Consider the following 18321-nt stretch of genomic DNA (forward strand, 5'->3'; position numbering starts at 1 on the left):
CCGTACGGCCGGCTTCGCAGCCGCCGCGGAGGCGGACGCGGACGTCGGCCTGCACCGGCCTTGGCACTGCGGATCAGCGAGCCTTGCGTGACCTGCACGAAGAAGTACGCACGTGCGGTCCACGCTGGGACGACGGTAGCCACGCGCCTGGGGACGTCACTGCCGGACTCCGGCTAAGCCCGAACCGCAGGTCCTTCCGCATCGTGACCGGGCCGCGGGGTGAGCACGGGGCCTTACCCTCACAGTTCCGCCGGGCCCGCTACCGGCCTGCGCAGGCGCCGCCTAGCGGTCCCGGCCCAGTGCCGGGGCTGCCCCGCAGCGGGAGGCGGGCCTACCTGGCTCGTTCCTGCCGCGCCACGGCCAGCGGGTCGGCGAGGATGCGCGCGACGACCTCTCCGGCGGCGCCCAGGACGGCGCCGTCCGCGACCTCTGACGTTCGGAGGGCGGGGCTCCGGCCCCGCAGCCGACCTCCGCCGGCCTCCAGGGCGGCGGCAATATGGGGAGTCGTCCAAGGGGCGATCTGCGCGTGCAGACCGCCGAGGACGATGGACGCCGGGTCGAACAGGTTCGCCACCGCGACGAGCGCGACGCCGAGTCCGCGTCCCGCCTGCCGGGCCGCGTCGAGGGCGCGCCGGTCGCCGGCTTCGAGGCGGCGCACCAGCTCGGCCGCGCCGGCACCGGGCGGCCGGTCGGGGATCGCGGTGCCGAGTGTCGCGGCGTCGGGGTTGGCGCCGGCGGGCACCCGGATGCCGGCCACCGACAGCAGCGCGTCCAGTCCCGCGACCTGCTCCAGGCAGCCGCGGCCGCCGCAGCGGCACGGCGGCCCGTCCGGGGCGACGATGACGTGGCCGAGTTCTCCGGCGGCGCCGTGCGCGCCGCGGAAGAGCGCTCCGGAGACGACGATTCCGGCACCGATGCCGGTTTCGCTGGAGACGTGGACGTAGTCGCCGAGCCCGGGACCGGCGCCGAACCACAGCTCGGCGAGCGCGGCGAGGTTGGCTTCGTTGTCGACGGTGATCGGGAGGGGCCGGCTCGGGATCGCGTCGGAGAGGAAGTCGGCCGCGGGCAGCGCGTCCCAGCGCAGATTGGGGGCATTGACGAGTTTCCCGTCGATGACTCCCGGAACGGCGACCGTCGTTCCGGCGAGTACCAGCCCGGCGCGCCGCGCCTGGCGCGTGACGAGGCGGGCCAGGTTCGCGAGCGCCGCGACGGCGTCCTGAGGACGGTCGCCGGCCTCGGCGCGGGCCACGGTCCGGCGGATGCGCACCTGGCGGGTCAGGTCGACGACGCATGCGGAGAGGTAGCCGACGTTGATCTCCAGACCCAGCCCGGCGATCGGGCCGGGCGCCACGGACACCGGGGCGCCGGGCCGCCCGCGGCCGCCGGGCACCGGGTCGTCGGCGCTGACGATGCCGAGCCCGGTGAGCGCCGCCACCTGGGCGGAGACGGTGGTCTTGGTCAGGCCGGTGAGTTCCGCGAGCCTGGCCCGGGTCACCGGCTGGCTGCGGTCGATCTCCGCCAGCACCAGGGCGAGGTTGCGTTCGCGCATCCCCACCAGGTCGGTGGGGCCGTCCGGCGTGCTCATGCGCGGATCCTCTCACTGTCCGCCGGTCGCGCCGCGACCCGGTCGCCAGGCGGCGCCTTCACGAGCGATCGGCCGCCCGTGGCCCCGGTCGTCCGTCCGACCGGTCGGCCGGCCGGATTCACCGGGTCACGCCCGCCCCCGGCGAATCCGCGCACGTGACCTTCCACCTGCACGCCCTGATGGTCGGAGCCTCGTACGCCGGCATGCGGCGCCGGACAACGGTGCGCCTGGCCGGCGCAACCCGCCGCGTCGGCCACGAACGCGTCATGGACACCCCGCGTCGACGGATGGATCCCGCTCAGCGTGACCGAAGCCCTCGATCTCTCGGAGGCCGGGAATGCGGCCGCCGGCCTCCGAGAGGGCCTGTAGGGTCCGGCCCATGTTCGAGTACCACGGGTGGATCAACGTCCAGGACACCGCCGGCGCGGAAGACGCGGACCACGACGTGGACCGAATTCGCCGGATCGCCGACGGAATCCGGGAGCGCATCCGCGAGATCGACAGCCCCTATCTATTGGACCTGCGATGGATGAACGGAGAGGCCTTCGTCCATTTCGGCGGCTTTCCGAACCACCGCGACGCCGGGATTTTGGCGTTCTTCGCCGAGGTCGGCGTACGGGCGCCCGGGTCGTACGGGTTGCTCCACGTGCGCGACGACGAGGACCCCGGTCACGAGAACGAGGTACGCGTGATCAGGATGGTCCGCGGACGGCTGACCGAGCACCCCGAGCCGCTGCTGTCACCGTGCATCCCGCTGCTCGAAGACCCCTACCAAGGCTAGGGGTTACACCCCGGCGGGATGGACGACCAGCACCTTGCAGCCGTCGGCGGAACGAGGGAAGTGCACCGATCCCGGGGAGCCGACGATCACGCTCCCCTTCGGGTGGTCGGCGTGGCCGTCCGACAGCACGCCTTCGGTGACCACCAGGATCTCCGGACGCGCGTGCCGGTCCTCGCCGAACGCGGCACCCGGTGCAAATGTCAGCTCCATCACCACCGAAGGATCTTCGGCTGTTCCCTCCTTCAGCAAACGCATGGTGATTCCGTCCACGACGGCATTTGCGGGTGTGTCCTGAATCGTCGTGACACTGAATCCAGCAGGCATCGATATTCCTCGACTTCCACGCCAATTTCGTTCAGGGGTACGGGATTTCCGCGATTCCGCGGCCCGCGTCGAGAACGGTAGGCGGGGACGGCGCCGCGCTGCCACGGCCCTGGTGCACAAATTTCACCTCCGCGGAGGGACCCCGTGCACCATCTCCGCGTTTCCGCCCGCGGGCTCGAACGCACCGGTTGGCCGGCGGCCTCATTCTGCGATCGAGGCCGCCGGACCGCCAACCAGACAGCGTGGCTTCACGCCGCGCACCCGGGATAGACAACGATGCGGATGGCCGTTTCACCCTTTTCATGACAGGGGCACACTGCGATCGGGCCGGTCGCGGTCGCGGTGCATGGTGCCGAACGGCCCTGTCGTGCGGCCGGACGTGTGCATGGCCGCACCGTTTCGGGCCCGCAAGTGTGCACCGCGGCCCTGTTCCGCTCCGAAAATGGTGCACCACGGCCGTGGTTGCCGACCCGGGCATGCCCTAGCGTGCTGGGCGCCGCAGCTCCGGCCGAGGGACAGGATCCGGCCACGTGGCCGCGCGGCGTCACAGACGAGGAAGACCGATGCCCGTTGGATTCAGTGGCACGCCGTTCCGGGACCCCCGGGCCCGCTCCGACACGGCGGACCCGCGCGGCTGAGCGTGCGGAAGGACGTACGGACGACGTACGAGAAGGCGTGCCGAAAAGCGTACGGAAAGGCCGGTTGCGGCGGCCGAGTTCATCCGGATGGTCCGGCGATTGGCTGAGAGCTCATGATCGATGACGTGCACGTGTGGGTCGGCGCCTCCAGCGCGGCGCTGGCCGCCACCGCGACCTGGCTCGGGCACCGGCCCGGACAACGCAGAGCGGCGCAGCGCCTCCGGCGGGCCCAGGAGCGCGCCGCGCAGACCGCGGCTCTCGGCGAGCGGAGCGCCGCCGACACGGCCGACCGAGCCGTCGCCGACGCGCGGCGGCAGGTCGAGGAGGCCCGCACCGAGGCCGCCACGCACTGGTCGCAACTCCAGCTGGTGATGGCCGAGTTGCAGCACCTGGTCGACGTACGCCTGCCCGCCGTCGCGCAGGGGCTCCGGGAACCCCGGGCCGCGGTGCCCACCGGGCTGCGGCGTCCCGACCTGCTCACCGGTTCCGAGGTGGCGGGCCGGCTCGAACAGGTCGAGGCGGCCATGCGGGACGCGGTGTTCGCCGTGCGGGGCCGGGTCTCGGACTCGGCGCGCGCGGGCGTACGTGTCGCCGCGGAGGAGATCCAGGCGAGCCTGACACGTGCCCAGCGCGACATCGACAACGCCTTCGACGACCACGACGAACTGGGCCTGTCGGGACGCGGGTCGGCGTACGCCCGGACGCTGGCCGGCGTGGACCGCAGCGTCACCCTTGCCGCGCACACCGTGCAGCGCCTGCGGATCCTGACCGAGTCGTGGCCGGGCGTCCAGCGCGCGAACTGCACCGTCGCGGAGATCGTGGAGAGCGCGCGCGGGCGCATCCTGCACAGCAGTTCGGTCGACTACACGTACGTCGCGCAGACCGGCGAGGCGGTGGTCGAAGGCCTGGTCGTGGAACCGGTCATCGTGGCGCTGACCGAACTGCTGGACAACGCCACCACCTACTCCGGGGGCCGCGTCCAGACGCACGTGCTGCTCGTGCCGAACGGCGTGCGCCTGACCGTGGACGACCACGGGCTGGGCATGAGCCCGCTCCAACTCCAGGAGGCCGAGCGCGCGCTGTCCTCGGGGGAGACGGATGTGACCGCCCTGGCCGACCCGGGCAGGCTCGGCTTCGCGGTCATCGGACGGCTGAGCCGGACGTACGGCCTGCGGGTCGGGCTCTCGCCGTCCTCCTCCGGAGGTGTGCGGGCGGACCTGCTGATCCCGGTGCGGCACCTGGTGGCGGAGGGGCTGCTCCCCCAGGCGACAGGCCCCGGGACGCCACACCCCGAGGCGGCAGCCGCACAGGTGGCGGCCGCCGAGGTGCCGCGCGCACAGGTGCCGGCCACGCAGGTGCCAGCCATACAAGTTCCGTCTGCGCAGGAGCCTTCTGTGCCCGGGCATTCCACGCCGGGGCCGTCTGTGCAGGAGCCATCTGTGCACGGGCCGTCGTCCGACTCCGCGGCGTCGGACGAGTCGACGGAGCGCACCGCGCTGGGCCTGCCCAAGCGGCGTCCGCGCGAGGCGCTGCGCCGCGAGACGCGTCCGCGGCAGCAAGAGGTGCCCGACCCCGGGGTGTTCGCCGACGGGTTCGCCCGGCTGCAGGGCGTCCTGGCGGCCGGCTACGACGACGACAGCGACAGTGGAAGGTGAGCCGAGGATGTCCGAGTTCCCGCACGTCACCGCCGACACGGCCGACCTGCGCCCGCAGCTCAACGCGTTGCTCGGCGACGGCGTCGTCTCCGCCGTGCTGTTCTCCTCGGACGGGCTTCCGCTCGCGGGCACCGACGGCCTCGGCCGGGACGAGATGGAGCGGTCCTGCGCGGCCTTCGCGGGCATCGCGTCGCTGCAGGACGCGTTCGCCGACTGCTGCCGTACGACCCCGGAAAACCTGCTGATGCGCTATCAGATCATGGACTTCACGCGGTACACGGTGCTGCTGTTCGCGGCCGGCCGGAACAGCGGGCTGGGGGTCGCCGTGGAGGGTGACTCGATCAGCCCGAACGTGCAGTTGACACTGTCCAAGGCCTTGAAGCTGATCAAGGCCCTGGGGCCGTTCCTGGCGGCCCGGGACCGCCAGTTCCCGACCCGGGTATGACCTCCGGCGCGGGCGGAGGCGGCCACACGCGCCGCGGCGTCGTCCGTTCCCACACGGTCATCTCCCCCGACACGGACACGCCGGACCACGACGGGACGTTCGACGCGACGGACGGCCCCGCGGAGGTCGGCGCCGCGTACCACGGCGGGGAGGGCTGGGACGGCGGCACCGGATACGAGGGCACCCCGAAGCGGGGTCGGCCACGCGTCGACATGGCGACGCTCCTGTCCCTGGCTCCTGCCGCCCCGGTGGCCGGACTGCCGGTCCAGGCACGGCGCGTGCTGGCGCTGCTGGAGCCCGGCGTGCTGTCGGTCGCGGAGGTGAGCGCCCGCCTGGAGCTGCCCGGCGGCGTGGTGCGCGCGGTGGCGGCCGACTTGGTCGCCGGCGGCCACGTGCGTGCCGCCGATCCGTTCGTCCCGCGTGCGCAACCGCACGAACGGGATTTCCTGGAAAGGGTTCTGCATGGCCTCCAGCGCCTCTGAGCGCGGCTACCTGCCGGACGGCGCGCGCTCGGTGAAGATCGTCGTCCTGGGCGCGTTCGGGGTGGGCAAGACCACGTTCGTGGGCACGGTCTCCGAGATGCGCCCGCTGCGCACCGAGGAGCGGCTGACGCGCGCCGGCGAACTGGTCGACGACGTGGCGGTGGACACCAAGTCCACGACGACCGTCGCCATGGACTTCGGCCGGCGCACCCTTGCCGGCGGCATCGCGGTCTACCTGTTCGGTGCCCCCGGGCAGCCGCGGTTCGCGGCCATGATCCGGTCGCTGCTGACCGGCGCGCTGGGCGGCCTGGTGCTGGTCGACACCCGGCACATCGACCGGTCGTACGCGTCCATCGACCTGTTGGAGGAAGCCGGAGTCCCCTACGTGGTCGCCGTCAACACCTTCGCGGAATCCCCCGGATACTCCGAGGCGGTGCTGCGCGACGCCCTGACCCTTCCCGACGACCGCCCGCTCGTCTTCGTCGACGCGCGCACCATGCAATCGGCCAAGCACGCGCTGGTCGCACTGGTCACCGACATCCTCCGCCCCGCAGGGAGCCACACCCCATGAACCACTCCGCGCTGCCGCGGCTGCACGGCGCGGCGTTCAGCGAAAGCCCCGAGGACGCGTACGCGTCGCTGCGCGCGGCGGGCCCCGTCGCGTGGGCCGAGATCGCGCCCGGCGTACGCGCCTTGGTGGTCACCGACCACGCCGCGGCGCGCGAGCTGCTCACCGGCGCGGACTTCGCCCGGAGCCCGGAGCACTGGACCCCCTTGCCGGACGTCGTCGCCACGACCCACCTGGCCCTGCTGCGCCCGGGCGGCCTGCAGCACGTCGACGGCCCCGAGCACGAGCGGCTGCGCGGCGTGCTGGACGACTGCCTGGCCGGCGTCGACCTGCACGCCGTCCGACGCGGCGTGCAGCGGCACGGGCGGGCGCTCGTCGGCGGGTTCGCACCTCGGGGGCACGCGGACCTGATGGCCGAGTACGCCGACCAGGTGGCCGGCCACGCCGTCGCCGACGTCCTCGGCTGCCCGGACGACCACGACCGGATCCGCGCGTACGCGAGGTCGGTGGTCGACGCCGGGCCGGACTCGGTGGAGGCGGCCGGGAAGCTCATGCGGCGGCTGCGCGAGATCGTGCGGGCGAAGCAGGGCTCGCCCGGGGCCGATCTGACGTCGAGGCTGCTCGCGCACCCGGCACGGCTCGGCCCCGGCGAGGTCGAACTCCTTTTGTCCTCCATGGTTCTGCTCGGCATCGCGCCCACGGCCGCCTGGATCGGCACCGCGCTGCATGCGCTGCTGACCGAACCCGCGTACGCCGGGGAGTTCGTCGGCGGCGCGGTGACCATCCGCGGCGCGATGGACGCCGCCCTCGCCGCGCGGTGCCCGGTGGCGAACGCGTCGGTGCACTACGCCCGTCGTCCGGCGATCCTGCACGGCGTCGTCGTGGCGCCGGGGGTGCCTGTTCTGGTGGGGCACGCCGCCGTCGGCACCGACCCCGCGCGCCCCGGTCGCGGCCGGCCGCGGGACCGCAGCCACCTGGCGTGGTCGGCCGGCCCGCACCACTGCCCGGCGCAGGCGTTGGCCGCGACCGTCGCGGAGGCGGCGATCGAAACGGTCGTCGACGCGCTGTGGGACCTGTCGACACCGACGCGGGTCATCACCGGCAGGCCCGGCCCGTTCCAGCAGTGTCCCGTGCACCTGGGCGTGGTGTTCGCCCCGGACCGCCGCGACGGCGTGACCGGGGCCGCTGGCGGCGGCGCCGATGGTGTCGTGGACACTTCTGCCGTTACCCACGCGACCGGCGCAAACGCGGGCAGCGCGTACGCGGGCGGCGCCGACACACGAACGGACGAGAAAGGGGTGACGACGGGACATGCTGTCTCTGCGTGACGTGACCGCCATACCGGAGTACGGACTGGCGCCGCAGGGGCCGGATCCGGCGATCGCCGCCGACCGCGAGGTGCACCGGGCGCTGATCCTGTCCGGCAGCCAGTGGATGGGTTCGGACATCTCGCAAGCCCTGATCGTCTCCGACGCCGGGGAACTCCAGGCCGTCGACCGACTCCTGGGTGCCCTCGCGGTCGGCCGTGCGGCAGCGCTCGTCCTGGCCGACTTCCCCGGCGGCGACGCCGTCACCTGGATCCGGGACGCGGCGACGCGCCACCGCTTCCCTCTGCTGACCTCCACCCGCCCGCTGTCCGCGTGGCGGTCCGGGCTCGCGCGGCGCGTCGCCGACCTCGCGGCCGACCGGGCCAGGCGGCACGCCGCGACCCTCGGCGACCTCATCGCGCAGCTCGACACCGCGGACCCCGTCGGCGGTGTCACCCGTGCGCTGGCGCAGGCGTTGCGCGCGGAGGTCGTCCTGCGCGGTCCGGAAGGCATCGTCACGGCCACGCCGCCGACCGCCCCGCTCACCCTCGCGTCGGTCATGCAGCGCCCGGACCGTCCGCTCCAGACGACACCCACCGGCCTGTTCGCCGGCACCGTCCCGGTGGGCGCCGACCACGTGCTGATCGTCGCCACCGACGAACCCCTGGGACGCGCCGACCGCAACCTCACCGGGCACGCGGCCACCACGCTCGCCTTCGCACTGGCACCGCACCACCGGGAGGCCGACACCGCGAGCGTCACCACCGCGGTCCGCGGCATCCGGCTGTCGGCGTTCCAGCTCCTGATGACCGGCAACGCCACCCACGCGCAACGCGTCCTGGCCGGCATCGCGCCCGGTCTCCTCGACGTGGAGACCACGCGGGTCTTCATCGTCGACTGCGCCCGCGCGGACCGGGAGGCGGTCATGGCCGACGTGGAACGCCGACTCGACCGGAACGCCCTGGCGGTCCGCTGCCCCGCGTTCCACCAGCACATCATCATCGTCGCGCCGCAGCACCCCGAGCACGACTCGGAGGGCGAACTCAGATCGCTGCGCCAGACGTTCGGCTCCTCAGGGGTGACTGTGGGCGGCAGCCCGGTGCACCCGCTCGCCGGGATCGGCCAGGCATACGGCGAAGCCGCGGACGCGCTCGCACGTGCCGCCCACCACCCCGAGCGCACGGTCATCAGCGCGACACGTACGCCGACCCTCGTGGACGTGCTCCCCGCCGTCCCGGCACACACCTGGGCCGAGGCCTTCCTACGGCCCATCCTGGCCACCTCCAGATCGGGCAGCCAGATCCTGGAATCCACCGCGCTGGCAGTGGAGTTCCGCACATCCGCGGCGGCGCGCGTCATCGGTGTGCACCGCAACACCGTGGCCCGGCGCGTCAACCAGGTGTGCGCCGCGGTCGGCCTCGACCCCGAGCGCACGCTGGACCGCATCGTTCTGTCGCTGGCCATCCAGATCGTCAGCTCCCTCCCCCAGCCGCCCGCTCCCCCCGCGCCGCACTCCCCCGAGGCGGATGTGTCCCTGCACGACGTGCTGACGCACCAGCAGGTGCGCATCTGGGCGGACCAGATGCTGCGGCCGCTCGCCGACGACCGCCGCGACCTGGTCCGCACCCTGCGCACCTGGGTCCTCGCCGAGTTCAACGCCGACGCGGCCGCCGCGCACCTGGGGATCGCGACCAAGACCGTCCGCTCCCACATCCGCGCCGCGGAGCCGCTGCTGCGCCGGGACCTCATCACCGGCCTGCCGCAGGACCGCGACGAGGAGGACGACGACCAGCGCCTCAGCGGACTGCGGCCGCTCACCATCGCGCTGTACGCCACCACCGCGCCCGGCGCCCCTTATCCCGCCCTGACCCCCCGGCCGCGCGGCGGGTCGTAGCGAGCGGTTCACGGGCGGGGGGGCAAGAGCGGGGTACGGGCGGCGGGCCACCGGCGGGGAGGCGGTCGCGCGGGGCGCCCCGGACGCGGTGGTGGCGCGGAGGGCGCGTACGGTTCGAACTATCCGGCCAGCGCCGGGTGTTCCGCGCCGAAGTGGTCGATGAAGACCGAGCCCAGCGCGTCCGCGGGTACCTCGTCCCGGCCGAACGGCCGTGCGACGTCGGCGACGCGCGGCCCGCACGCGGCGGCCGGGACCGCGAGAGCGTCCAGGTCGAAGCCGTAGAAGCGGGCGGCGTTGCCGGCCAGCATCGCGCGTACCTCGTCCTCGGGCACGTCGGCGAAGGTCAGCCGCAAGCCTTCCAGGGTGTACGGGAACGTCCCCTCGGCGTGCGGGTAGTCGGCACCCCACATGATCCGGTCGACCCCGATCTGGTGCCGGATCGCGCACTCGGCGGGGCGCAGTGGGCTGGACCCGAGGAAGCAGTTCCGCGCGAAGTACTCGCTCGGCAGCAGGCTGAGCCCGCGGATCATCTCGCCGCCGAAGAAATGCTGGGCGGTGCCGTCGAGCGGCATCACGCGCACGAACTGGTCCAGCTTGGCGAGTTCGCGCGGCACCCAGGCCGAGCCCTGCTCGGTGAACGCCACCTTCAGCCCCGGGAAGCGCTCGAAGACCCCGCCGAAGACGAGGTGGGTGAGCACGCGGTTGGAGAACCAGGTGATCTCGGAGAGCAGCACGGCGAGTCCGCGCGGGTCGTGCGGGTATTCCGGGACGCCGCCGCCGCTGTGCAGATTGACGGGGACGTCGAGTTCCTCGCAGGCCGCCCAGATCGGGTCGTACACCGGGTCGAACAGCGGGGGCAGCGCGGAGCCGGGCGGTATGCCGGGCACCAGGATGCCGCCGAACAGGCCGACCTCCTTGACCCGGCGCACCTCGGCGACGGCGTCCGCGATGTCGTTGAGCATGATCTGCGCGACGCCGGCCCGGCGGCCTGGTGCCTGGGCGCAGAAGTCGGCGAGCCAGCGGTTGTGCGCCTGGAGGCCGGCCCAGCGCTGCTCGTACTCGCGCCGGTCGGAGGGCGGGGGCGGGACGAAGAACTGGGTCTGGGGGAAGAACGGCGGCACGGTGTTCGGGAAGAGCACCTCGCCGACGATGCCCTGCGTCGCCAGGTCCGCGTCCCGCACGGTGTTGTCCCAGTTGCAGTCCTGCGCCTTGCTGAGCAGGTGCTCGGACTCGAACGGGTTGACGAGCTGGGCCGCCCAGCGGTCGAACTCCTCGTGGTGCTCGCGATCCAGGTACGGCCGGTAGTCGAGCAGGTCGGCGCCCGCATGGCCGTCGGACGAGATGACCGTGTAGCGGCTGTCTTCGGTGGTCACGGAATCCTCCATTCACTGATTTGGCTAAGTTAGCTATGTTAGCTAATTAAGGCAATACAGGGGGCCGCTCCGTACGATGGGCGCGCGGACGAGGACGCCGAAGCCGAGGACCGCGGAGCCGGCCGAGGACCGCGAAGCAGCCGAGGAAACGCCAAGCCGAGGACCACGAGAAGGAGAGCCGCCCGTGAGCACCGCGACACCAGGGAGCGCCAGGTCGACCGGGGGTCGGGTGCGGGGCCTGAGCGTGGCCGAGGAACTGGCCAACGTGCTGCGCGACCGCATCCTGGACGGCGGCATGCGCGACGGTGACCTGCTGCCGAAGCAGAGCGAGCTGCTGGTCGAGTACCAGGTCGGCCAGACCACGTTGCGGCAGGCGATTCGCATCCTGGAGACCGAGGGCCTGGTGTCGGTACGCCGGGGCAACACCGGCGGCCTGGCGGTCCAACTGCCGAGCGAGGTCGACGCCGCCCGCACCTTCGGGCTCGTGCTGCGCAGCCGCCGCGTACCGCTCGAGGACCTCGCGGCGGCCGTTCGCAACCTCGAACCGACGTGCGCCGGCATGTGCGCGGCGCGCGAGGACCGCGCGGTCGAAGTGGTGCCGCGCCTGAGGGAACTGCACGCCCGCAGCGTGGAACTGACGGACGACCTACCCGCGTTCGTACGCGCCTGCCGCGACTTCCACGAGGGCCTGGTGGAGCTGTGCGGCAACACGACAATGCAACTGCTGCTCGGGACGGCCGAGACGCTCTGGTCGGCGCACGAGCATCACTGGGTGGACGAGGTCCCCGAGGGCTCGGACTTCACCGAGCGCATCCGCGCGGGCCTCGACGTGCACCGCGAACTCGTCGACCTGATCGCCGCGGGCGACGTCGACGGTACGCACGGACTCGCCCGCAGGCACGTGGAGTTCGCCCAGTCGCACCCGCTGGAGGCGCGGCCGGGGCATGCCGTGGGATCACTGACGGCTCATCATTGACCGGTGCCGGCGGTGCGGGCGGCCTCGCGCCGCCGCATGGCCGGAGCCAGGGACCGTGCCGCCGCCCAACCACCCGCGAACGCGAGCGCCGCGAACACCGCGACGACGACCGAGCGCGTCGCCAGGCCCGCGCCGAACCCGAGCCCCGGCGCGGCCAAGGACCCGACGAGCGATGCCAGGGCGGCGGCCGACAGCCCGGCGTCCACCGGCGCCCAGGCGTACACCAGGGCGTTGACCTCGTCCGCCACGACGGCGCGGCGGTGGCGCACCAGCCACAGCGCGAGCCGTGCCGACACGGGAACCAGGGGAACGGTCAGACCGATCACCACCACGGCGCCGACCGCGTCCTCGTAGGGCGTGTCCCTGGTGGCCTCGGTACGGCCCACCGCGCGCACCTCCACGACGCGGTCGCGCCACAGGGTCACCGACACCGTGTCACCCCTGGCGACCTGTCCGAGCAGGGGGCCGGAGGCATTGACCGGCACGCTACGGTACGAGAACTCCGCACTGGTCAGCTGTAGTTCGTGACGCGAGTTCCGTCCGCCGACGTCGATCACCGCACGCACCACGGCCGGTACGCTCCGCAGGCACGCGCGGTCGCGGCCCTCACCGTCAGCCGGTGCGCAAGGCCGCGCGTCGCGGTACGCGCGGTCCTCCTCGACATGGTCGGCCAGCGCGAGACTTGTTCCCACGCTCAACACCGCCAACACCACTGCCGCCGCCGCCAGGACGAGCACCGACAGCCACACCTTCCGTCGCAGGGCGGAACGGCACCGGTCACACCGGCGGCCGTCCCTACCGGAATGCCGGCAGTACCGCCGCCGCTGCGCTTGCCTACGCGCGGAGCCCTCGAAGTGCTCCAAGGGCTCCGCGCGCTCCGGATGCTCCGCGTGCTCGGCCATCAGGGGGTGAACTGCCCGGCCACGTCGCCCAGTCCGGGCGGTCGGGCGTCCAGACCGGTGACCGTCCCGACGACGCCCGCGAAGCCCACCACCAGCGTCCGGAACGGCTCGGCGACGTTCGGCCCCAAGTCCGCCTCCCACCACGTGCGGTGGTTGCGGGCGAGTCCGGCCATCACCGCGCCCGGACGTACCTCGGTGCGCTGGGTGAGACGTCCGACCGCCGTTCCGTCCGGCGCGTGCAGCAACGCCCAGTAGTGCGGTTCAAGGCGCGTCGGCTTCTGGTCGCGGACCTCGCCGACCACCCGTCCCCAGGCGTCCTTGGCCTGGTACGTCTTGCGAACAAGGCCCTTGCTCTTCTCGATCCACCCCACGGGATCGCCGCTCGGGCCGTTCACGTCCACACGCGCGCGGGTCGACCGGTGCTTGACGACGCAGAGCAGGGGGTGCCCCGCCGCGGCGTAGACCACGACGTCCAGCCGCGCGTTCTCCGGGTTCCGCGCGAACGCCCGCCGCAGCGCCGCCACTCCGCCCGGCGCCTGCGCCACCACCCGCCCGGCCGCCGTCCCGTCCGGGTAGGTGACACGCCCGTCGGCAATGCGCAGCACACACGCGACCCCAGGTCCGGCCCACATATGGCATCCTCCTTCGCCCCACCGTTCAACGACTCGACCGCATCGTCCCCTCCCACCCGGCCGCAACGCACTGCCGGAACCCGGCAGTCTTCAGCCCCCGTCAGTGCGGCGACGGCCGGTGCGTGGTGACCGTGTTCGGGGACAGGCTCGTCTCATTCGCCGGGTGAGGCGGAGCGCAGGGTCGAGAGGTAGGCGTGGATAGGGGCCCAGTACCGGATGTTGTCGGTGGTCGGCCGGGGCGGCGAGTAGCTGTCATCGGGAACCGTGAACGGCCCGGTCCTGGTGGCCGGCGTGACCATGACGACGCTGCCGCCGATGAGCATTCTGACGATGAGGGCCATGCCCACGGGGCCCGGGTGGTTGTGGACGTAGCGGCTGGATCCCCACTTGCTGCGTTTGAAGACCGGCTCATAATCACTCATCCCGTCGAGCCTGGAACGCGCGTTTTGCCCCGCGGCCGGGGGTGGACGGTTCGTACGGCCGAACTGCGCCGGCCGACAGGCGCGCCCGCGGTGCGCGGTGGCGTGCCGCCGGGCGCCGGGCGTGCGCTTGAGTGGGGGCGGTTCCGACCGGTGATCCTGCAGAGGGCGGCGTGCTCGACCGGTGCCCGGGAGCGCCGGCCTGTACGGTGCCGCGCCGAGGTCAGCAGTAAGGCTATGAGATGACCGTCGTGGGAGCCTTCGGGCACGGTGGCGGGGCACCGCCGTCCGCGGGTGCGCACGCCGGATGGCGGGAGTCGACGCGCTCCGCCGTACACGAGTTCCTGACCGCTTTCCCGGACGGCAAGCGTGCGGATGCCGCCGATGCGGTCGCGGCGGAGCCGGTCGAGGTGGTCGCGGGCATGGTGAGCGCAGGGGGCAAACGGCTGCGGCCGCTGCTGTGTGCGTTGGGCTGGTCCGCGGCGACTCCCTAACCGCTGACTCCGGCAGCGGTGTCGGTGGCGGCGTCGCTGGAGCTGTTCCACGCCTTCGCGCTGATCCACGACGACGTCATGGACCGTTCCGGGACCCGCCGGGGGCAGCCCACGGTGCACCGGGTGTTCGCCGTACGCCACCAAGACCGGGCGGATGCGGGCGCGTTCGGCGACGCGGCGGCGATCCTGACCGGCGACCTCGCACTTGCCTGGTCGGACGAGCTGCTCCACACGGCCGTCACGACGCCGCCGCAGTGGCGCGTGCTCGGCCCGGTGGTCGCCGCGATGCGCGAAGAGCTGATGCACGGGCAGTACCGGGACCTGCTGGCCACCGGCGAGCCGACGCCCGAGGTGGCCCCCGCGCTGGCGATCGTGCGGTTGAAGTCCGGCCGTTACAGCTTCGAACGACCTTTGCAGATCGGCGCGTTGCTGGCCGACGCGGGTCCCGGGACGGTCGCGGCGCTGACGGCGTACGCCCGGCCCCTGGGCGAGGCTTTCCAGTTCCGCTACGACCTGCTCGGCGTCTACGGCGACCCGGCCACCCTGGGCAAGCCGGTCGGCGAGGACCTGCGCGCGGGCAAGCACACCGTACTGATGGCACTCGCGCTGCAACGCCTTGGCGACGGCGACACGCGGCGGCTGCGCGGCCTGATCGACCGCCCCGAACTCACCGCGCTGCGTCGTCGAACTACGTCACCGAACTACGTCATTTTGCGGAAGCGGTGTGTTCGGCCGGTTCCTACAGTGCGGACATGGGCCGTGGTTTCCGGCCCGGACACCACTAGAGGAATGATGAGCGACAACGTGTCGCGCGGGAGTGTCGTCCCGGTCCACGGCGGGTTCGTGGACGGTTCGGGCTGGCTGGGGGTCTACCGGGCGCTGACGGCCGAGGGCTACAAGGTGGCCGTCGTACAGAACCCCACCATCTCCCTGGAAGGCGACGTGGCCGCCACCCGGCAGGTCATCGACCAACTGCCCGGCCCGGTCACCCTGGTGGGCCACTCGTACGGCGGCGTGGTGATCACCGAAGCCGGCAACCTCGAGAAGGTCGCCTCCCTCGTCTACATCGCCGCGTTCGCCCCGGACAAGGGCGAGTCGGTCAACGCCCTGATCGCCGACCCGCCCCCCGGCGCTCCGGTCCCCCCGATCCTGCCCCCCGACCAGGGCTTCCTGTTCCCGGACCGGGACAAGTTCGCGGCGTCCTTCGCCGGTGACCTCCCCCTCGCGGACGCCGCCTTCCTCGCCGACTCCCAGGTCCCTTGGGGCGTGGACGCTCTCACCGGCGCCGTGTCCGAGCCCGCCTGGCGCACCAAGCCGGCGTGGTACCTGGTCGCGTCCGACGACCGCATGATCCCGCCGCCCGCCCAGCGCGCCATGGCCGAGCGCGTCGGTGCCCAGACCGTCGAGGTCGCCGGCAGCCACGCCGTCTACGTCTCGCAGCCGGGCGCCGTCGCCGATCTGGTCAAGCGGGCCGCCGGCGCCTGACCCGCACCGCGCCCCGCACCAGCTCGCACCACCTGCAGCACCGCCGACCGATCCTCGAACCTTACCGGCGGGTGCTGTTCGGCCTGCCGGCGCGGACCCACTCGTACGACCCGCGCGGCCGTCCGTGGAAGGACGTGGATGTCCCTGGAGACCAGGGCTTGTCGAGGACTTCGTGCGCAGTGACCGCGTGGGCGGCTCCGGGCTCTACCGCGCGCACATGTCGATGGATAGAATCCCAGCGACATGATCAAATACTAGCGATCGGTGTGCCATGTCCATGACTCGGCCCGCTCCTCCCGTTCCGCGGACGCTGTCGGACCTCATGTCGCCGTCCTGGCTCGGCAGCGCGCTGTCCGCGCGCTTTCCGGGCATCGTGGTCACCGACGTGACGCCGGGCCCCGTGATCAGTCGCGTGGCGACGAACGCGTCGTTCAGTATCGAGTGCCAAGGGGGCGTCCCCGAGGGCCTGTCCCCGATTCTGTGGGCCAAGGGGTATTTCTCCGAGGCCGGTTGGCCGGCCCGCCACGCCGGATTCTTCGAGGTCTCCTTCTACCGCCACTTCGCGGCCCGCAGCGGCGTGCGCACCCTGAGCAGCGTGTACGCCGACGTCGACCGCGAGTCGGAGCACAACGTGGTCATCACCGAGGACGTCGTCCACCGGGGCGCCGTGTTCCTCGACGCCGCCGCCGACTACACCCCTGACCTGGCGGCGGAGAGCCTGTCCCAACTCGCGCTGCTGCACGCCTCCGGCTGGGGGGACGAGCAGGCGGCCACCGCCAACTGGCTGGCGCCGCGGCTCGCTTCGTACGCCACCCGACGCGGGTTGCCGGAGATCCGCAGCAACTTCGAGTCGGAGATCGGCGCCGGGGTGCCGGCGGAAGTACGCGACGCCGATGCGCTGTTCGCGGCGTACCGGAACATGGCCGCACGTGCCGAGGATGCCTCGCCCTGGACCGTGGTCCACGGCGACACCCACGTCGGGAACCTCTACCTCGACAGCGACGGGCACCCCGCCTTCGTCGACTGGCAGCTCGTGCAGCGCGGCCCCTGGTACCTCGACGTCGGCTACCACATCGCGTCGGTGCTGACCGTCGAGGACCGCCGGCGTACCGAGAAGGACCTCCTGCGCCACTACCTCGACGCCCTGGCCGCCGCCGGAGTGGACGCACCCAAGTGGGACGAGGCGTGGCTCGGCATACGGCAGGGCATCGTCCACGGCTTCTTCCTCTGGGGCATCACCCTCAAGGTCGACCCGGCGATCACGAGCGTGCTCCTGCACCGCCTCGGAACCGCCGCCGCCGACCACGAGGTCTTCGCACTCGAATGATCCGGCCGCGCTCGGCCGGGGCGGCTGCGGAGCGTGCCTTACGAGGCGGCGGCCTCCGCCTCGCGCAATTCGTCCAGCAGTTCCCGCTGCCCGGCCAGCATTTCGGTGAGGATGCGGCGCGCCGCCCGCATCAGGTCCGCGACGTCGCCGCCCGCGAGTTGATAGACGACCGTGGAGCCGTCCCGCTCGGAGGTGACGATCCCGGAGCGGCGCAGCACGGCCAACTGCTGGGAGAGGTTGGACGGTTCCACCTCTATGGCGGCCAGCAGGTCGCGGACCGGCAGCGGCCCCTCCTGGAGCAGTTCCAGCACCCGGATGCGTACCGGATGGCCGAGCATCCGGAAGAACTCCGCCTTCGCCTGGTACAGCGGAACCGGCACCGCGCTCAACCCCTTCCGCGCCCGTCCGACCCGCCGTCGGCCCGCGGCGCCCCCGGGCGCCCGGGCTCCTGGTCCTCGCCGGCCGCCGGAATGGCCACGCCGTTGTCCCGGGCGGACTGCAGGGCGCCCTCCAACTCGTCCAGCGCGGCGGAAACGGCACGGGGGTCCTGGCCCTCGGCAGCGTCCGCAAGTGCCTCCCGGGCACGGCGCACCCGCGCACGCACCGACTCTGCGGATACGTCCACGCGGCGACCTCCCGGATCCCCGGACGCGCACAACGCGCATCCGGCCTGGCGTCGACCGCCTCCCCGACGAACGCGACCGACCGCACACGACCAGAGCCGACCGACCTCCACAACCCGTCGGGCGGCCCGTCTGGTCCTGTACCCGGAAATTCATGTGCGCAATTGAAGACTCCTTCAAACCGTCAACCGGCCGAGTCCCCCGCGTGCAGTATGCAACTTGGATCGCTTCACGGCGTGGGATCTTGCACGGTAAGTGGGTGTGGTCCCGCGCGGCGGTGCTGGCTCGTTGTGCTGAAGCGCGATCGTGGTGGCGTACGTCGAAGCGCGAACAGGCGGTTGGTCCCCATGCCGTAACTCTGCTGGTGATGTTGTCCGAACCCTCGACAAGGGATCCCTCGCCCTACCGCGA

The 18321-nt window shown here is 72.6% G+C and carries 19 protein-coding genes and 1 pseudogene; 12 read left to right on the top strand and 8 right to left on the bottom strand.

Annotated elements, in window-relative coordinates; translation table 11 throughout:
- Positions 1-331: 331 nt before the first annotated feature.
- Positions 332-1585, bottom strand: coding sequence for an ROK family protein (locus ACWD12_RS27885; protein WP_450101868.1), 1254 nt, complete (start codon positions 1583-1585; stop codon positions 332-334).
- 379 nt (positions 1586-1964) lie between these two features.
- Here ACWD12_RS27885 and ACWD12_RS27890 point away from each other — a divergent pair, with 379 nt between their 5' ends.
- Entirely contained in the window at positions 1965-2366 is a 402-nt protein-coding gene (locus ACWD12_RS27890; RefSeq protein ID WP_450101869.1) for an Imm7 family immunity protein, read from the top strand.
- 3 nt (positions 2367-2369) lie between these two features.
- Here the strand turns inward: ACWD12_RS27890 and ACWD12_RS27895 are convergent, their stop codons facing one another.
- Entirely contained in the window at positions 2370-2690 is a 321-nt protein-coding gene (locus tag ACWD12_RS27895) for a cupin domain-containing protein (protein WP_450101870.1), read from the bottom strand.
- Between the two features lie 751 nt (positions 2691-3441).
- Here ACWD12_RS27895 and ACWD12_RS27900 point away from each other — a divergent pair.
- The 6 genes from ACWD12_RS27900 to ACWD12_RS27925 are packed head-to-tail and all read left to right on the top strand — an operon-like array spanning position 3442 to position 9679.
- Positions 3442-4983, top strand: a complete 1542-nt coding sequence (locus ACWD12_RS27900; protein ID WP_450101871.1) for an ATP-binding protein — start codon at positions 3442-3444, stop codon at positions 4981-4983.
- Between the two features lie 7 nt (positions 4984-4990).
- Entirely contained in the window at positions 4991-5428 is a 438-nt protein-coding gene (locus ACWD12_RS27905) for a roadblock/LC7 domain-containing protein (protein WP_358356194.1), read from the top strand.
- Positions 5425-5910 (top strand): DUF742 domain-containing protein, encoded by a 486-nt coding sequence (locus tag ACWD12_RS27910; RefSeq protein ID WP_450101872.1) that lies wholly within the window; start codon positions 5425-5427, stop codon positions 5908-5910. The genes ACWD12_RS27905 and ACWD12_RS27910 overlap by 4 nt, the downstream gene beginning before the upstream one ends.
- Positions 5891-6481, top strand: coding sequence for a GTP-binding protein (locus ACWD12_RS27915; RefSeq protein WP_450101873.1), 591 nt, complete (start codon positions 5891-5893; stop codon positions 6479-6481). Before ACWD12_RS27910 ends, ACWD12_RS27915 begins: the two co-directional genes overlap by 20 nt.
- A complete protein-coding gene (locus ACWD12_RS27920; RefSeq protein WP_450101874.1) occupies positions 6478-7806 on the top strand; it encodes a cytochrome P450 in 1329 nt (442 codons plus the stop codon). Before ACWD12_RS27915 ends, ACWD12_RS27920 begins: the two co-directional genes overlap by 4 nt.
- Positions 7790-9679, top strand: coding sequence for a helix-turn-helix domain-containing protein (locus ACWD12_RS27925; protein ID WP_450101875.1), 1890 nt, complete (start codon positions 7790-7792; stop codon positions 9677-9679). Before ACWD12_RS27920 ends, ACWD12_RS27925 begins: the two co-directional genes overlap by 17 nt.
- 119 nt (positions 9680-9798) lie before the next feature.
- Here ACWD12_RS27925 and ACWD12_RS27930 read toward each other — a convergent pair whose 3' ends face one another.
- Positions 9799-11052 carry an amidohydrolase family protein gene (locus ACWD12_RS27930; protein ID WP_450101876.1) on the bottom strand — a complete coding sequence of 418 codons (1254 nt, stop codon included), beginning with the start codon at positions 11050-11052 and terminating at the stop codon, positions 9799-9801.
- Positions 11053-11236: 184 nt separating this feature from the next.
- On the opposite strand from ACWD12_RS27930, the gene ACWD12_RS27935 reads away from it, so the two are divergent.
- On the top strand, positions 11237-12028 hold the full coding sequence (locus tag ACWD12_RS27935; RefSeq protein WP_450101877.1) for a FadR/GntR family transcriptional regulator: 792 nt from the start codon (positions 11237-11239) through the stop codon (positions 12026-12028).
- Here the strand turns inward: ACWD12_RS27935 and ACWD12_RS27940 are convergent.
- The 3 genes from ACWD12_RS27940 to ACWD12_RS27950 all read right to left on the bottom strand — a co-directional run bounded on the left by ACWD12_RS27940 (position 12022) and on the right by ACWD12_RS27950 (position 13984).
- A complete protein-coding gene (locus ACWD12_RS27940) occupies positions 12022-12765 on the bottom strand; it encodes a hypothetical protein (RefSeq protein WP_450101878.1) in 744 nt (247 codons plus the stop codon). The genes ACWD12_RS27935 and ACWD12_RS27940 overlap by 7 nt on opposite strands.
- 164 nt (positions 12766-12929) lie before the next feature.
- Entirely contained in the window at positions 12930-13562 is a 633-nt protein-coding gene (locus ACWD12_RS27945; protein WP_450101879.1) for a hypothetical protein, read from the bottom strand.
- A 152-nt stretch (positions 13563-13714) separates the two neighbouring features.
- On the bottom strand, positions 13715-13984 hold the full coding sequence (locus ACWD12_RS27950) for a hypothetical protein (protein ID WP_450101880.1): 270 nt from the start codon (positions 13982-13984) through the stop codon (positions 13715-13717).
- Between the two features lie 239 nt (positions 13985-14223).
- Between ACWD12_RS27950 and ACWD12_RS27955 the strand changes: the two genes are divergently transcribed.
- From ACWD12_RS27955 to ACWD12_RS27970, 4 genes and pseudogenes are all read left to right on the top strand, one after another.
- On the top strand, positions 14224-14475 hold the full coding sequence (locus ACWD12_RS27955) for a hypothetical protein (RefSeq protein WP_450101881.1): 252 nt from the start codon (positions 14224-14226) through the stop codon (positions 14473-14475).
- Positions 14476-14499: 24 nt separating this feature from the next.
- Positions 14500-15120, top strand: a pseudogene (locus tag ACWD12_RS27960) (polyprenyl synthetase family protein); the annotation flags it as partial.
- A 147-nt stretch (positions 15121-15267) separates the two neighbouring features.
- The gene (locus ACWD12_RS27965) at positions 15268-15960 is read left to right on the top strand and encodes an alpha/beta fold hydrolase (RefSeq protein WP_450101991.1); all 693 of its coding nucleotides are present in this window, start codon (positions 15268-15270) and stop codon (positions 15958-15960) included.
- A gap of 271 nt (positions 15961-16231) precedes the next feature.
- Positions 16232-17287, top strand: coding sequence for a phosphotransferase (locus ACWD12_RS27970; protein ID WP_450101882.1), 1056 nt, complete (start codon positions 16232-16234; stop codon positions 17285-17287).
- Positions 17288-17325: 38 nt separating this feature from the next.
- On the opposite strand, the gene ACWD12_RS27975 is transcribed toward ACWD12_RS27970, so the two are convergent.
- Both ACWD12_RS27975 and ACWD12_RS27980 read right to left on the bottom strand, forming a co-directional pair.
- Complete coding sequence (locus tag ACWD12_RS27975; RefSeq protein WP_358356174.1) at positions 17326-17667, bottom strand: ArsR/SmtB family transcription factor; 342 nt, start codon at positions 17665-17667, stop codon at positions 17326-17328.
- A gap of 5 nt (positions 17668-17672) precedes the next feature.
- Complete coding sequence (locus ACWD12_RS27980; protein ID WP_450101883.1) at positions 17673-17912, bottom strand: hypothetical protein; 240 nt, start codon at positions 17910-17912, stop codon at positions 17673-17675.
- Positions 17913-18321 lie beyond the last annotated feature (409 nt).

It is taken from the genome of Streptodolium elevatio, assembly GCF_053592165.1.